Annotated in this window: 14 protein-coding genes and 3 pseudogenes; 14 read left to right on the forward strand and 3 right to left on the reverse strand. The window is 58.5% G+C overall.

All coding sequences use genetic code 11. From position 1 onward, the window contains the following. The 5 genes and pseudogenes from NIM87_RS18850 to NIM87_RS18310 all read left to right on the forward strand — a co-directional run. On the forward strand, positions 1–48 hold a 48-nt coding region (locus tag NIM87_RS18850), incomplete at its 5' end, for an HWE histidine kinase domain-containing protein (RefSeq protein ID WP_415061117.1). A 313-nt stretch (positions 49–361) separates the two neighbouring features. Next, positions 362–992: pseudogene (locus tag NIM87_RS18295) on the forward strand (tyrosine-type recombinase/integrase). 205 nt (positions 993–1,197) lie between these two features. Continuing rightward, a complete protein-coding gene (locus tag NIM87_RS18300) occupies positions 1,198–1,440 on the forward strand; it encodes a hypothetical protein (RefSeq protein ID WP_254676194.1) in 243 nt (80 codons plus the stop codon). A gap of 202 nt (positions 1,441–1,642) precedes the next feature. After that, positions 1,643–2,464, forward strand: a complete 822-nt coding sequence (locus NIM87_RS18305) for an HlyD family efflux transporter periplasmic adaptor subunit (RefSeq protein WP_254676195.1) — start codon at positions 1,643–1,645, stop codon at positions 2,462–2,464. Beyond that, positions 2,464–4,434, forward strand: coding sequence for a glycosyltransferase family 2 protein (locus NIM87_RS18310; RefSeq protein ID WP_254676196.1), 1,971 nt, complete (start codon positions 2,464–2,466; stop codon positions 4,432–4,434). The genes NIM87_RS18305 and NIM87_RS18310 overlap by 1 nt, the downstream gene beginning before the upstream one ends. A gap of 5 nt (positions 4,435–4,439) precedes the next feature. On the opposite strand, the gene NIM87_RS18315 is transcribed toward NIM87_RS18310, so the two are convergent. Both NIM87_RS18315 and NIM87_RS18320 read right to left on the reverse strand, forming a co-directional pair. After that, entirely contained in the window at positions 4,440–5,519 is a 1,080-nt protein-coding gene (locus tag NIM87_RS18315; RefSeq protein ID WP_254676197.1) for a cache domain-containing protein, read from the reverse strand. A gap of 235 nt (positions 5,520–5,754) precedes the next feature. Then, complete coding sequence (locus tag NIM87_RS18320) at positions 5,755–6,171, reverse strand: RrF2 family transcriptional regulator (protein ID WP_254676198.1); 417 nt, start codon at positions 6,169–6,171, stop codon at positions 5,755–5,757. A gap of 200 nt (positions 6,172–6,371) precedes the next feature. Between NIM87_RS18320 and NIM87_RS18855 the strand changes: the two genes are divergently transcribed. From NIM87_RS18855 to NIM87_RS18345, 6 genes and pseudogenes are all read left to right on the forward strand, one after another. Next, positions 6,372–6,593, forward strand: coding sequence for a MarR family transcriptional regulator (locus NIM87_RS18855; protein ID WP_415061118.1), 222 nt, complete (start codon positions 6,372–6,374; stop codon positions 6,591–6,593). A gap of 423 nt (positions 6,594–7,016) precedes the next feature. Then, a complete protein-coding gene (locus NIM87_RS18325; protein WP_254676199.1) occupies positions 7,017–7,274 on the forward strand; it encodes a hypothetical protein in 258 nt (85 codons plus the stop codon). A gap of 258 nt (positions 7,275–7,532) precedes the next feature. Then, positions 7,533–8,294 carry a phosphatase PAP2 family protein gene (locus NIM87_RS18330; protein WP_254676201.1) on the forward strand — a complete coding sequence of 254 codons (762 nt, stop codon included), beginning with the start codon at positions 7,533–7,535 and terminating at the stop codon, positions 8,292–8,294. Then, positions 8,278–9,195: a DUF1206 domain-containing protein gene (locus tag NIM87_RS18335; protein WP_254676202.1), complete on the forward strand. Its 918-nt coding sequence runs from the start codon at positions 8,278–8,280 to the stop codon at positions 9,193–9,195. The genes NIM87_RS18330 and NIM87_RS18335 overlap by 17 nt, the downstream gene beginning before the upstream one ends. A gap of 304 nt (positions 9,196–9,499) precedes the next feature. Continuing rightward, positions 9,500–9,997 (forward strand): tyrosine-type recombinase/integrase, encoded by a 498-nt coding sequence (locus NIM87_RS18340; RefSeq protein ID WP_254676203.1) that lies wholly within the window; start codon positions 9,500–9,502, stop codon positions 9,995–9,997. A 542-nt stretch (positions 9,998–10,539) separates the two neighbouring features. Further along, positions 10,540–10,785, forward strand: a pseudogene (locus NIM87_RS18345) (IS21 family transposase); the annotation flags it as partial. A 34-nt stretch (positions 10,786–10,819) separates the two neighbouring features. On the opposite strand, the pseudogene NIM87_RS18775 reads toward NIM87_RS18345, so the two are convergent. Continuing rightward, positions 10,820–11,119 (reverse strand): annotated as a pseudogene (locus NIM87_RS18775) (DUF1622 domain-containing protein); the annotation flags it as partial. Here NIM87_RS18775 and NIM87_RS18355 point away from each other — a divergent pair. The 3 genes from NIM87_RS18355 to NIM87_RS18365 form a co-directional block, all read left to right on the forward strand. Next, positions 11,040–11,303: a DUF305 domain-containing protein gene (locus NIM87_RS18355; protein ID WP_254676205.1), complete on the forward strand. Its 264-nt coding sequence runs from the start codon at positions 11,040–11,042 to the stop codon at positions 11,301–11,303. The pseudogene NIM87_RS18775 and the gene NIM87_RS18355 sit on opposite strands and share 80 nt — an antisense overlap. A gap of 246 nt (positions 11,304–11,549) precedes the next feature. Next, a complete protein-coding gene (locus NIM87_RS18360) occupies positions 11,550–14,096 on the forward strand; it encodes an EAL domain-containing protein (protein ID WP_254676206.1) in 2,547 nt (848 codons plus the stop codon). A 19-nt stretch (positions 14,097–14,115) separates the two neighbouring features. Continuing rightward, positions 14,116–14,740: PAS domain S-box protein (locus tag NIM87_RS18365; RefSeq protein WP_254676208.1), on the forward strand; the 625-nt coding region annotated here is incomplete at its 3' end.

Below are 14,740 nucleotides of genomic sequence, written 5' to 3' on the forward strand. Positions count from 1 at the left end.
GGCGAACTGAACCACCGCACCAAGAACCTGCTTGCCGTGGTGCAGTGAATAGCCCCGCGTTCTGTAGATACCTTCGGGGTTAGATTTGGTGTCGCTGTTCGAACTCGACGGGTGAGAGCATGCCATTGCGGACGTGCTTGCGGGTCCCCCAAATTTCCGTCGCTGTCACCGGCGTCTTGATGTCCGCTTCTCCCTGAGTGTCACCCAAAGCCGTCAGTCCGCTTTCGGCCCCGCTGAAGGCGCTACCGAGGAGAATTAGTGGGGCAGGGGGCAGTTCTTCCGCGGCCGCACGGCTCTGGCCGACGAACCGTTCGCCTTAATCGTTCTCTGATTGGCCGATTTTGGTCAAAGGAGAACGAAAATGGGTATCTCACAATACGACCCCGCCGCCAGGGGGCGGCCGGCGTGGAACGCCGGTCGGCAAGCCGGCGCAAAGCGGGCGCTCAAGGTCCGGCAGATTTGGGCCATCCGTTTCTTTCTGGATCGTGAGGGCCGCATGCGCGACCGAGCACTGTTCGACCTCGCTATCGACAGCAAGTTGCGCGATTGTGACCTGGTCAAACTCAAGATCGGGACACTGGTGACCGGTCATGACATTCGCGCCCGGGCGATGGTTATCCAGCAGAAGACGGGTCGACCGGTGCAGTTCGAGATCACAACGGACGCCAGAACAAGTTTGCTGGCATGGCTCGAAAGGCGAGGGGGCTCGGTTGAGGACTTCGCGTTTCCCAGCCGAGCTGATCCGAACGATCATCTGAGCACAAGGCAATATGCCCGGTTGGTGGATGAGTGGGTGACCGCCATCGGTCTTCGCAAGGAGGAGTATGGCACGCACTCGCTGCGGCGTACCAAGGCCTCGCTCATCTGCAAGGCAACCGGCAACCTCCGCGCCGTGCAGATATTGCTGGGTCATACCAAGATCGAGAACACGGTCCGATACCTGCGTCGATGTCGAAGACGCACTGGAACTGGCGGAACACACCGAAGTCTGACGATCAGCGGCCCCACCGCCGGTGAGGCCGCACGAGGTAACGCCAGCGGCTCACGATCTCAATTCGCAAACGGCAACCGGACAGTCAGCAATTCCGAGGTCGCGTCTCTTCCAAAGAGCACATCCGGACCTGGGTCTATGCGCCCAAGAACAGTCACTGAAGCCGTCGAACAGGCAGCCGGAAAGCGGACACCAAATCTGTTGGCGTGGAAAAATACAGCCGGCAGTCCGAGCTGACCAACTATTTTCAAGTACCCGAGCTATTAGCGATCCGTGGTCTGTGTCGCCCGGACAGCCCGCCAGCAGATTTCAGCGATGGCCGCCGCGACAGTGACTCCGGCCAACTTGAGAAACACTTCAAACTCTTGGCCTTCAAGCCACGCCGGACCGCCAACGGACGCCACCCGGAGACAGAGAGCGCCGAATACAGCGACGATGATGGCCGCTAGAAAGCAGGTCATGAGGACTTCGGATTTGTGGACACGCGGCAAGACGGAATACTCCCAACAGCCCGCTCACTCTGTCACTGGCGGATTGCCGGTCCATCAAATGGATTGTTTCAATTTTATCGGTGTTTGCAAGTCATCGTTCAATGCCCCTTGCGAGGGTGACGCGGGGCTCACAGGACAGAATCAGTTGTAGGAGACTGCCTTGAAATACGCGCTGCGTGTCGTGGGCCTATTGGCCATTATTTTCGCCCTCTACATCATCGCGGGCGAGCAATTGGTGGGGTCCAGCAGCAACGCCTATGTCAATACCCGCCTTGCCACCTTGCGCATGCCTTTGGAAGGCACAATTCAAGTCTCCACCGCACCGGTTGGCGGCAGAATTATCGCAGGCGAGGTGGTCGGCACGGCAACGCGACAGCAAAACGACAATAGCGAGATCGCCTGGATTCTCGATGGTCGGCTTCAGGCCGCCGCCGACCTTCGCGCCTATGAGGCAGATCCCGACATCTCTCCGGTCGTCCTCGACCAGGCTCTTGAGCGATTAAAGGCCTATGAAGAGGCCCGCGAGGCGATGCGCGGGCAGCAGGTGGCCTCAAGTTCTGCCGCCTTGCGTTCGCCTGTCACTGGCATCGTCTGGAGTCTGTCCGCCAATAGCGGGGTGTACCTGCCTAGAGGTGAACCATTCGCTCGAATAGCTGACTGCGAAGCGCTATTTGTCCATGCTACCGTCGACCAAAGGCTATTTGATCGGCTGCAACCAGGCGACGTGGCGCAATACCGATTTCATGATGGCGGTGTTGCGGAAATGAGCATCAGCCTGCTTGCCGGCACGGGGCCGCGAACAGTCTATGAAACGCTGGCTATTAATCCGACCGCGCGTCAACTGGAAGGGTTCGCGGTGTTTCTCGAAGGCGCGTTGCCTGGTTCTGCCGGTTCTTGCCCCATCGGCAAGACTGGCCGCGTGGTCTTTAGCGAGGGTCCAGCAACCTGGCTCGGAGAGCTGCTCAGCGGGATCGGCCTCTGATGCCGGTCCTGCCCGAATGGCTAGTGGTTCTTGCGCCCAGCATCATGCTGGTAGGCGTGGCGGTCAGTGTGCTGCCGTTCTTCTGCCGCGATTTTTCTCCGGTTCGCATTATTGTCGCGATTGCCGCGATTGCGTTCAGCCTTCGCTATCTCTTCTGGCGCGTGACGGAGACCTTGGCAGACCCGGGATGGACGCTCGATGCATTCGCCAGTTGGTCGTTCTTTGCCATCGAGGCAAGTACGGTCGTCTCGAGCATTTCCGCCTTTATCCTGTTGTCGCGTCACCGCAACCGATCCCCAGAGGTCGACGCAGTGTTGGCAAGCTCTGGCGCGCCAACGGACGAAGTGGCTGTCTTCATAGCCACGTACAATGAGGAATGGGCGGTTCTGGAGCGCACGATCATCGGGGCCTTGACCTGCGATCATCCCAACAAGACCATCTATGTTCTCGATGACGGCCGGCGTGACTGGTTGGCGGCGGCCTGTCGCAAAGCCGGGGTCATTCACATCACGCGGCCGGACAACCGGGATAGCAAGGCTGGCAACATCAATCATGCGCTTGGCCTGTTGCGAACCGGAGGCCATCCGCCGGCCTTTGTCGCCGTGCTGGATGCGGATTTCGTCCCCCATCGCGATTTCCTTCGACGGGGTTTGGCACTTTTCGCCGATGAAAAGGTCGGTCTGGTCCAGACGCCGCAGCACTTCTTCAATCCCGATCCCATTCAGCACAATCTTGGGATTAGCCGATCCTACCCCGACGAGCAGCGCTTTTTCTTCGATTACATGCAGCCGTCACGCGACGCCTGGGGGCTGGCCGTCTGTTGTGGTACCTCCTCGATCGTGCGTTGGACTGCACTCGAGGAGATCGGCGACTTCCCCACCGCGAGTGTCACTGAGGACTACCTTCTGACCTCCACCCTCGCGCTGCATGGCTACGCCACGGTCTATCTCAATGAGCCTTTGAGCGAGGGCCTCGCGCCAGAAGGCCTCAAGGAATACATCACGCAACGGGCACGCTGGTGTCTTGGGCTTATGCAAATCGTGCATAGCCGCGCCGGTCCATTCAGCCGCGAAAAGCTGCGCTGGCGGGACCGTTGGAGCATTCTGGACTCGGCCGCCTATTGGCTGACCACGTTCCCATTCCGGCTGGCCTGCATCCTGTTTCCACTGCTCTACTGGTATTTTGGCGCCATCGTGGTGGACGCCAAAATGCCCGACATCATCTACTATTTCGTGCCCTACTATCTGGCGACGATGATCTTTTTAAACTTCGTCTCGGTTGGCATGTTCGTCCCTGTTGTGAACGACATCAGCCAGTTGGTTGGCGCCTGGGATATCACCCGCGCCGCCGTCACAGGCTTGGTTAGGCCACGTGGCCACGCATTCAAGGTGACCATGAAGGGCGGAGCCCGAGGCGGTATAGTGGTGCAATGGACCATCATGCGGCGCTTTATTCTTCTCTTTGCCTTGACGGTAATTGGGCTTTTGATCGGCCTGGTCTCAAATGAACTGTTTGATGCACGTGCCGGAGAGGGGAAAGCGGTCATCCTGTTCTGGACGCTCTATAATCTCTTCGTGCTGGCCGGCACCATGCTGGTCTGTGTGGAGCTGCCACGAACCTCTTCGATCCTCCGCATGCGGCCCGAACGCGTGCTTGTCAGTGCTGGTGACCGAGAATGGAACGCGTGGCTTGAAGACATTCATCAGGAAGCTGTTCGCCTGCGCGGCTTGTCGCTACCACTGGACACCGAATTCCAGATGAGCGTTGCCGGCGTGGGACAATTCGGTGCGCGCGTCAGGCAGTCGCTGGGCGCGACGGTCGAGGCCGACATCTCCATGACCGCCGACCAACGCGAACTTCTGGTTGAAAGGCTTCACACGAAAAGTGGAGCGCCCGGCACAGGTGCGGTGACCTTGGCGGGCATGGGGGCAGGATTGCTCAGGCGCGTGATTGCCGGAACGATCCGATAGCCATATCAGCGCCTGTCTGCGGCACTGTCCGATTGCAGCCGAGCGAGAACTTCTGAAAGCGTCTGGATTTCCTTGAAGCGCCGGTGTTCGCGGACATAGTCGGTTGGCTCGCCCTTGACCTGCGCCAACAAAGCGCCGGCGGTGCGGCGCAAGGGACGGATGATGCCTCCCGAAATCAATGCAAAAACTGTCGCAATAAACAGCGTGGCGAGCACAGCATCCAGGGCCAGCTGCGTCTGGAAGCGCTGTTGCGGACCAGAAAGCACAGCAGGATCGAGGCGCGCGACGAGGCCCCATCCAAATGGTGGGAGCGAACCGTAAGTCAGGTCCGGCACTGTGAAGGATTGGTACTCCAGCCCATCCGGCCAGGTTTCCTCAAACACTGCACGAATACCTCTTCGTGCGGCCAGAATGGAGTTCATTTCTGCCGTTCGCTCGTCGATGGCCGCAGTGGAAAGCACGATCGTGCCCTCGCGGTTGACGATGAACACGTCGAGTTCGAGCAGTTCCGCTGCTTCCTCAACCAGCGTTCTCACCCAACGCCAATTGACATGCGCGCCCAGTACGGCGATGACATCGCCGTTCGCATTGCGGATCGGAGCAGAAAAGTCGACGAACCGGAGCGGTTCATCGCCTTCCGACTGCATCAGCCGTGCCAGAAGGACGGCTTCGTGCACATCACCCGCAAACGGAGCAGCCAAACCCTGCTGAAACCAGGGTCTCTGTGCAACACTCTCTCCGCGCAGCATGCCTTGGCTACTGGCGAGAACCGTTCCATCCGCTGCAGCCACGCCGAGCCAGGACAGTTTTTCGTCCGTGCTGCCCAAGGCGTCTATGCGTTGCTGTAGTGCATCGGCGTCGCGCAGGTCCTGGATGTCTGCCGCAGATCTTGCGATCTGCCGCCACTCTTCGTGAAGACTGCGCGCCAGGAAAGTTCCAAGAGCCTGCGATCTGACTCTGACCGCTGTTTCCGCCGTTTCCGAGCGATAGGTATCGAGATTTGCTGTTGCCGCCAGAGTCAGCACCGCGAGCGCGAGTGCCGAAAGAAGCCCTACGATGAGGGTTAGCAATGTCCGCAACTGCATCGGCGATTCTCCTTTGCCATCAGGACAACGTCTCAAACGAACCCGGAAGGAAAAAGGACGCAGGCCGCGCTTGGTTAACCAACGATGAAAGACGTCCAATGCTGCCTGACCAATTTCATTGCGTCCCGTTTCGGTCGCTCAGTCGCGCCTGGTGACCTCCTAAGACTGAACTATTTGTTTGGCGCGCTCCAGTGTCGCTTGGGAGAGTGCGCCCGGTCAGTCTGACATTCTTTGGTCAGGTCGCATGGACTAACTTGTTCGATGACAGTGCGTTGGCCAGCGTTTGTCGGTCTGCAACCTCGAGGAAGGCCTGCAGCGCTCTGTCCAGTGCAGAAGGCACTTGGCAGCGATCTACGAACAGGCACCATTCTCCTGCCATGCAGCCGACCAGGACAGAGTCGGGTTCCGTGACCCGCAAAACATCGCCCAGGGTGACAGCTTCGGGCGGCTTGCCCAGCATCAGGCCACCCTTGCGTCCTCTGGCCGGTTTGAGAAGCCCTTCCTGAGCAAGGCGCTGGGCGACTTTCATCAGATGACTGCGTGAGATGTCGTTTGTCTTGGCAGCCTCGGCGATCGTTGTGCGCTGACCTTCTTGGTCGGCCACATGCATCAGAAGGCGCCAGGCATAGTCGGAGAACTGGGTGAGACGCATGCTTGCTCCTGATAGCAAGGCAGCCTCCGCACTGGGAGGCTGCCGCCGGCTATCACTGCTGGGTCGTGGTTGCGATTTCTGCGTGCGGTTGCTCGGCGTTAGGCCGATGGGTTAGCAACTGCCCTTCAGCGGCCACCGTCAGAACAGGCTGAGGGTCGTTGGCCCGCTTCGCAATGGGGGCCGAACGCATGGCAGAGCCGATGATCTCAACCCATTTCTTGGCGAATCTTCTGGAGCAGGTTTCGCGACGCCTCCACGCGCAAGGTCATGTACTGGATCTGTTTCCCGCACAGTGGGCGGCGCTTCGTTACATCTCGAGAATGCCCAGCGAGACGCGAACCTCCTCCGATCTCGCGCGATATCAGGGTCAGGAGCATGGATCGGTAGCCCGCACCGTGCAGACGCTGGTCGCCAAGGGTTGACGGCCTATCGTTTTCCGGTGTTCACCCTGCCCGCGTCTGCGATGAGCGGTGACGTCATTTATGCGCGCATTGTGACGGGCTCGTCCATGCGCGCAACTCTTTATGCCTTTATCGCGGCCGATGCCCGAAGCACCGTTGGGCTGGCGGTACTGATTGGCCTAATGGCGGTACGTGTCGCCTACCTGGCTCCCCTCGGTTTGATACTCGGGCGCGCCATCTATGCCAGCCTGGCCGCCGCTATGCTCTTTGCCGGACTCTATGTCGCCAGCGACCTGGCGCTGCCTGAAACGTACCTGCTCCCTGGTGCCACTGTCTTGTCTCGCGTTGTCGCTCTCGTTCGTGGTCTTCTTCTACAGTGCCTTTCTGGCCTTTTCCGTGCGCTTCCTACAGGTGTCCCAACGCCTCCGTCGCATAGTGGACATCTTGGCAAGGATCCTCCTTGTCCTCGGATTGGCCACTTTTGCTGATGGATTGGGGGACACCGGACTGCTCCGGCAGATTTTGCCCTTTGTCGGCGCATTGGGAGCGTGCCTGCTGATCGGCATTCTGTTCATCACCAGCGTTCGATCGGCTCGCCGCGCCCTTCTCTACTCCGCTCTCTGGTTGCCGTTCATCGTGACGGGCCTTTCGCGGCTCTATCTGGATATCGCTCCGGGTCATGCTGCCCCCCGTCAACGCTGAACGGAGTGTATTTTGGGCTGGCAATCTCACTTCTGCTCTTTGCCATCGTAACGCCAAATGAATTGTATCGGCGCGAATTGGCCTTGCGCCATCGCGCCCAAGCTTTGCTGGAGCGCTTGGAAGGTTTTTCAGAGATTGGTCGGGGAATTTACATCGAAACCGACGCACAGGGGCGCTTTACTTTTGTCACTGGAGAGGACTCGTCCAACGCAACGTGGACTACCAGTAATGCGTTGCGGGCCAATAGAGGAATTGCACATGCTCAACAGACTGGTCCGCCACACTCACTTCAAGAAAGCCTACAAATTCGTCACCGCCGAAGTGCGCCTTCTGGCTTCCATCGCGATTGTCAGCGGCCTCGTTCTGGGGTTTTTCTCGCTTGCCGATGAAGTGGGGGAGGGCGACCTGGATGTATTCGACAATTTCATCCTCATGCTGTTTCGCGATCCCGACAATGTCGACCTCCTGGTCGGCCCGGTTTGGGCGCATGAAATGGTTCGCGACATCACGGCGCTCGGTAGCTTCTCGCTGCTGGGGCTGATCGTCCTTGGCGTTAGCGCCTATCTCTTGCTGCTCCGGCTCAAGTCCGAGGCAACGCTGATTGTGATGTCGGTGGCGGGCGGGACTATCCTGAGCACGGTTCTCAAATGGACCTACAGTCGACCGCGGCCGGACCTTTCCGTCATGTCGACCCAGTTCACGTCGAGCTTTCCCAGCGGCCACGCGATGCTATCGGCCGTGACCTTTCTCACCCTCGGCACCTTGCTGGCCAAGATCGCACCCAACCGGAAAATTCGAATCTTCTTCTTAGGGACGGCGATCTTTCTGACCGCCGTTGTGGGCCTCAGCCGCATCTATTTGGGCGTGCACTTTCCAAGCGACGTCTTAGCTGGATGGTGCGTAGGCGCAGCGTGGGCGCTTTTATGCAATATTGCCGCAACCGTGCTGCAGCGAAGGGGAGAGGTAACCGCGTCTGTGGGAAGCCTCCTGGCGAAGAACGCCCATGGCCGTCACATTTGACCCGCTTTGCATCCGCGGTCGGCGGAACGGTTGGGCTTTGATTTCCATTAAAGGTCAAACCTCAAAAGCGGTGCCTGCTTTGACACGTATGATCTTAGAAGCTCTTCCTCGGATCGGTTATGCGGCGCGCGGGGTCGTATATATTCTTCTGGGGAGCCTGGCCCTTACATCTGCTCTCTGGGGCGGTGGTGGAGCCGAAGGCTCATCAGAAGCCTTTTCCAGTTTGCTTGGCCTGCCATTCGGGCGTGTCATGCTCGCGCTCGTCGCAGTCGGGCTTCTTGGCTACGTCCTTTGGAAGCTGGCACAGGGTCTGCTCAATGCTGACCATCGCGACAAAAATCTCCAAGGGCTCGCTATTCGCGCGGGAAATCTGATCAGCGGAGGCGCCAACCTTGTGCTGATGTTCAGTGCCGCCAGCCTGGCGCTCAATCTCGGCCAGAACGGTGGCAGCGGCCGCGGCGAGGAGGCGGCCTCCGCCTGGCTCCTGCAACAACCGTTCGGCCCTTTGCTTCTAGGCCTCGTAGCCGGCGGCGTCCTGGCTGCCGGGGGAGCACAGTTCTGGTATGGCCTTTCCCATGGCTATCGCAAACGCATGCCGCTTCCCCAGTCCAAAAAATTCTGGATGGATCCTCTATCCGCATTCGGTCTGATGGCGCGCGGTACGGTCTTTGCGATCATTGCCGGTTTCCTCTTCTATGCGGCATTTACGGTCTCGCCCGATCAGGCCGGGGGAATAAAGGAGGCGCTCGATTATGTGTACGCGCTCCCCTATGGCCGCATCCTCTACGGTGTCATGGCCTTGGGGCTCTCGGCGTTTGGTCTTTACGGGATTCTGCAATCGCGCTATCGCCGCGTCGATCCACCTGACCTAGCTGATATCCGCGCTGCTGCGCCAGTTTGACCCAGCGCTTGCCTGGCATTCGCTCAAAGTATGACGCTGCCTTGCCGAAGCCCGGATTCCTAATCAAAACGAGAGGTGCCGGATACCGTCGCCCATTTATGCCAACCGAGAATAGCGGCCGCGATGTGCTGCGTTTACTTCAACGACCGCTTTTGACTATTTCAATTTGGAAAATGGGTATCGCACAATATGACCCGCCGCCAAAGGTCGGCCGGCATGGAACGCGGGTCGGCCAGTTGGCGCAAAGCGGGCGCTTAAGGTCCGGCAGATCTGGGCCATAAGGTTCCTGGATCGGGAGGGCCGCATGCGCGACCGAGCGCTGTTCGACCTCGCTATCGATAGCAAGCTGCGCGGGTGCGATCTCGTCAAATTCAAGATCGGGACACTGGTGGCCGGTCATGACATTCGCGCCCGGGCGATGGTCGTTCAACAGAAGACTGGTCGACCGGTGCAGTTCGAGATCACGAGTGATGCCAGAACAAGTTTGCTGGCATGGCTCGAGAGGCGAGGGGGCTCGGTGGAGGATTTCGCTTTTCTCAGCCGAGCAGACCCGAACGACCATCTGAGCACTAGGCAATATGCTCGATTGGTCGACGAGTGGGTGACTGCCATCGGCCTGCGCAAGGAGGAATACGGTACGCATTCGCTGAGGGGCACCAAGGCCTCGCTCATTTACAAGGCCACCGGCAATCTCCGCGCCGTGCAGATCCTTCTTGGCCATACCAAGATCGAGAACACGGTTCGGTATCTGGGCGTTGATGTCGAAGACGCACTAGAATTGGCAGAGCACACAGAAGTCTGACAATCAGCGGCCCCACTGCAGGTGAGGCCGCGCAGAAGAACACCGCTGGTCCACGNCGAGAACACGGTTCGGTATCTGGGCGTTGATGTCGAAGACGCACTAGAATTGGCAGAGCACACAGAAGTCTGACAATCAGCGGCCCCACTGCAGGTGAGGCCGCGCAGAAGAACACCGCTGGTCCACGATCCATAGTTCGAACGCCGCAACCGGACGGTCAGCAAATCCATCATCGCGTCTCCTCCAATGAGCACATCCGGACCATCGCCGATGCGCCCCATTTCTGCCGTTCAGACTGCCGCTTCGATTTCCTAAAATATGGTGTATCGCGGCGGCTGCGGCGCGATCGGAGATCGGTAGGCTGCAGCCCCTTCATGTACGATGCAGGCGAGGTCGCACCTGACCTCGGCATCGAGGGAAGGAGCAACGGCGATGGCCTATTTTGTAGGACTGGACGTGTCGGTATTGGAGACGGCGGTGTGCGTCGTCGATGAGGCCGGCAGGATAATATGCGAGCAGAAGGTTCCCTGCGAGCCGGACGACATCGGCCGAGCAAGCTTGACCCCTTTGCGGACCGACTGGCTGCCTGGTTGAAGACGGAAGCGAACGGGCCCCGCAAGCAGAAGCGGACCCTCAAGCAGTTGCATGCGGACCTGGTCAGCCTGGGGTTTGACGGGTCCTACAATCGGGTCGCGGCCTTTGCCCGGGAATGGCGGGCGGATCGGCAGCGCGAGATGCAGACCACAGGTCGCGGGACCTTTGTGCCATTGAGTTTTGCGCCGGGTGAGAGCGGCTCCAAGGCCACCGTCCATCGATCTCCACCTCAAGAGCGAGACTGAGGAAGGTGGAAATTGAGACGATTCCGCCGAGCACTAACACGCTGTCCCAGAATGGCTCTAGTGTGACGGTGTTAATAATGTCCGCAGCCATCAGCAACTCAAGTCCAAGGAGGATGACTCGCCCGAGAGTGCCGTGAGCCTTGCGATAGGCATCATTAGCCAAGGGCTTTCGCATGTAGTTAAAGCTGGCCCGCGCGATGCCGGCCATGGCTGAGGGCCAGAGCGAGGAAATGGCGGCCCTGATCCAGACGATGGAGCCTATGCACACCAACATGATGCTAGGCATGACTGCTGCCGACTTCCAAACCGCGTCCCATGATCCGCACCATCAGGGCGCCGTGGAATTGGCGCAAGTCGCTCAGGCCCATTCGACAGACCCATCGATCCACATGTTCGCCCAGGAGATCATCAGCGCGCAACAGGTTGAGATCACCGAAATGCAAGCCTGGCTAACGCGCCGGGACCCATAATCCTGGAGACATCCCGAGCCAGTTGGTACGCAAGTTCCTGGGGTTCAGCCGGCCGGCACCTGAGAGGACAACTGACAAAATGGTCGCGTGGCCCCGCACCACCGGCAAGGATACCACCTAATCTCCAGCGGGCAATTCAGCGCATTTTAACTGCTTGGTTTGGGGACTTGTAGATACTTGGCAGCTACTAGGAGGGTTTTAAGTCCAGCGATGGGCGCAATTTACATCAGTTCTGCGTAAACAACCATGAACGATAGTGAACTATTCAGAACGCTGACCCTTACAGTTCCAGGCCTGGTCTGGGTTTGCGACGCGCTCGGCAATGTCGAGTTCAATAATGCGCAGTGGTCGACATTCACAGGGCTCCCGCAGGAAAATGGGTTAGGACAAGGCTGGTTGGACAGCATCTATCCTGCCGACGCTGCGGCATTCCGGGCACAACTCCCACTGTCCTCAATGGGGCCAGAAAACGTCCAGGCTGAAATGCGCGTTCGTCATCACGACGGCACCTATCATAGGCATCTCCTCAATGTCCGGCACGTGGGCGAAGGCAAATGGGTAGGGTGCGCGATTGATGCCCATGAGTGGTTAACCACAGAGCTCCGCGATGCCACTCAAGGCAATATTCTGGAGATGGTTATCTCCGGCGTAGAGCTGCCCCAACTGCTTTCCGAATTGTGTCGTGCAGCGGAACGACAGATACCAGGCGCAACGTGCAGCATACTGCTAGTAGACCAGCAGAAAGGCGTATTCCTGGAAGGGATTGCGCCGAACATGCCTCAAACCATGATGAGCGCGGTGCCCAGCATCAAGGTCGGCACGGGCGTCGGTTCCTGTGGCACGGCCGCCTTTGAGAAACGCGACGTTATCAGTTCTGATATCGCCAATGATCCCCTGTGGGACAGCTGGCGAGATTTGGTCTTGCCTTTAGGCTATCAGGCCTGCTGGTCGAAGCCGGTTTTTGCTTCGAGTGGAGAAGTTATTGCTTCTTTTGGGTTCTACTTTTGCGACAAGCGTTCGCCGACAGCGGTCGAACACCCGGAGCTTATCCGGCTGCGCGGCCTTGCGTCGCTAGCAATTGAGCGCGTCCGCATGCTCGATGCCCTACGCGAGAGCGAAGAGCATTATCGCTACACCGTGGAACAGAATCCTCAAATTCCATGGACCTCAGACCCTCAGGGTCGAATTCTGAGCGTGTCTTCTCGCTGGACGGAGTTGACGGGAATTTCGCAGACAGATGCCCTGGGCAATGGCTGGCTTCAGGCATTGCACCCCCAGGACATGGCGCCGACCATCGAAAGTTGGGAAGAGGGTCTTTCGACAGGGGAGCCCGTCGACATCAATTATCGTATTCGACGGAAGGACGGTCACTATCGTTGGGCCCGCGCACGCGCCACGCCACGTCGGGATGCCCAGGGCAAAATCATGCTCTGGTATGGCACTGTGGAAGACGTGCACGAGCAGTATCTGGCCGATGAAAAACTCAAGATTCAGGCCTACCAGGACGAGTTAACGGAATTACCGAACCGTCGTCGATTTGTGGAGGAGCTGAAGCGGCGTCTGACTAGCACCACCGATCCCATAGGGCTGATGGTGCTCGACATGGACGACTTCAAGTTGATCAATGATCGATACGGGCACCTGACTGGGGACGCAGTTCTCCGGCTGTTTGCTCGCTATCTTCAGCGCACGGTTGAACCCAATGAATTTGTCGCACGCCTCGGTGGAGATGAGTTCGCAATCATATGCCGTCACATATCCGACGAACGCTGCCTGCTCGAGCGTGCCCATTCCATTGAAGCCAAACTCGATGCCTATTTGAGGTCGAACAACAAGACGCGCAATTGTCGCCCGAGCATTGGTTGTGCCATGGGCAAGCGGGACGAGAACCCTGATGAGGTCTTCAAACGCGCCGACCTCGCGCTCTACGCTGCCAAGGCCGCAGGAAAAAATAGAACGAAGCTCTTTGATCCCACTATTCGAAGCGTCGCCTCCAGGCGAAGCGAAGCCCTGGAACTGGCCAGGTCCGCACTGCGGGACAATTGGATCGAGCCATTCTATCAGCCATTGATCGACCTCAGAACGCAGCGTATCCGAGGGTTTGAGGCGTTGCTCCGTATACGGCATCCGGACCGCGGGCTGCTCACACCCGTTGCGATCAAGGACGCTCTTGATGATCCCAGGTTAGCTGACGCCATTGGTATTCGAATGGCACAACTGGTCATTGACAATATGGCCAACTGCGCCACCGCTGGCATCCTATGTGGCCAGATCTCGATCAATCTTGCGACCGAGAACCTCGTCAATCCTGCGTTTGTATCTGAGCTCCTAGCAATGATGGACAAGCGAGCACTGCGAAGAGAGGCAATCAAGCTAGAGATCACCGAACGCGTTTTGATGGACGAGTTGGGGGACGCGGTTGTCCGCAATCTCGAAAAGCTGCGCCAAAGTGGCGTTGGCATATCGCTCGACGATTTTGGCACCGGCTATGCGTCACTAGTTCATCTGCAAGCCCTACCCGTTGATGAAATCAAGATCGATCGCTCCTTCGTCTCGGGCCTTGGTACCGATGCCAACCGCGGAGAAATCGTACAGGCCATGCTTGGTCTGGCGAAGACACTTGGATTGAAGACTGTGGCCGAAGGCATAGAGACGCAGGCGGAGGTTCTGAAGCTTTCGGCCTGGGGCTGTGACTATGGTCAGGGCTATCTGTTCGCTCGGCCAATGCCATTTGAAGAGGCCAAACAATTGGTCTTAGGTCCAGTCACGCTGAAGAATGTGGTGGTGGGGTAGGTCAACCGGAACCTTTGGCATGCCTAAGGATTGTCTGAAATCGGGCGCAATCACGCCAATCCTTTGGGCCAGCATGATCAAGTTCTCATCGATCAACAACGAGGCGTGGCTCGCCGCGCTCGTTGAAAGCAGCAACGATGCTATCATCTCAAAGACACTTGACGGTATTGTGACCTCCTGGAACGCCAGTGCCGAGCGCAGCTTCGGCTACACGGCCGACGAGATGATCGGGCAATCCATCCTCAAAATCATCCCTCTCGAGCGCCACGCCGAGGAAGAGTTGATCCTTGAGTGTATTCGGCGCGGCGAGCGCCTGGACCATTTCGAAACCAGGCGTCGACGCAAGGATGGCACGCTGATCGACATCGCGCTCACGGTGTCCCCGATCAAGGACGAGGCAGGCAATGTTCTGGGCGTGTCCAAGATTGCCCGAGACATTACGGAAGAGCGCCGGGGGCGCGAGACGCAACGGCTCCTCATGCGGGAGGTCAATCATCGATCCAAGAACCTGCTCGCTGTCGTTGAGGCCATGGTCCGGCGATCCATCACCAGATCCCCGCCTGCTGATTTTGCTCGCAGGGTTTCCGCGCGAATAGCGGCGCTCTCTCGCACACAGGACCTGATCGTGCGCGGAGATTGGCTGG

It is taken from the genome of Devosia ureilytica (assembly GCF_024273195.1).
Taxonomy (GTDB): Bacteria; Pseudomonadota; Alphaproteobacteria; order Rhizobiales; family Devosiaceae; genus Devosia; species Devosia ureilytica.

Excerpts from the sequence above, each read along its gene's own strand:
- NIM87_RS18310 (WP_254676196.1), top strand. The coding sequence starts at position 2,464 with ATGCCGGTCCTGCCCGAATGGCTAGTGGTTCTTGCGCCCAGCATCATG.
- NIM87_RS18315 (WP_254676197.1), bottom strand. The coding sequence starts at position 5,519 with ATGCAGTTGCGGACATTGCTAACCCTCATCGTAGGGCTTCTTTCGGCA.
- NIM87_RS18320 (WP_254676198.1), bottom strand. The coding sequence starts at position 6,171 with ATGCGTCTCACCCAGTTCTCCGACTATGCCTGGCGCCTTCTGATGCAT.
- NIM87_RS18855 (WP_415061118.1), top strand. The coding sequence starts at position 6,372 with ATGATCTCAACCCATTTCTTGGCGAATCTTCTGGAGCAGGTTTCGCGA.
- NIM87_RS18330 (WP_254676201.1), top strand. The coding sequence starts at position 7,533 with ATGCTCAACAGACTGGTCCGCCACACTCACTTCAAGAAAGCCTACAAA.
- NIM87_RS18335 (WP_254676202.1), top strand. The coding sequence starts at position 8,278 with ATGGCCGTCACATTTGACCCGCTTTGCATCCGCGGTCGGCGGAACGGT.
- NIM87_RS18340 (WP_254676203.1), top strand. The coding sequence starts at position 9,500 with ATGCGCGACCGAGCGCTGTTCGACCTCGCTATCGATAGCAAGCTGCGC.
- NIM87_RS18355 (WP_254676205.1), top strand. The coding sequence starts at position 11,040 with ATGGCTGAGGGCCAGAGCGAGGAAATGGCGGCCCTGATCCAGACGATG.
- NIM87_RS18360 (WP_254676206.1), top strand. The coding sequence starts at position 11,550 with ATGAACGATAGTGAACTATTCAGAACGCTGACCCTTACAGTTCCAGGC.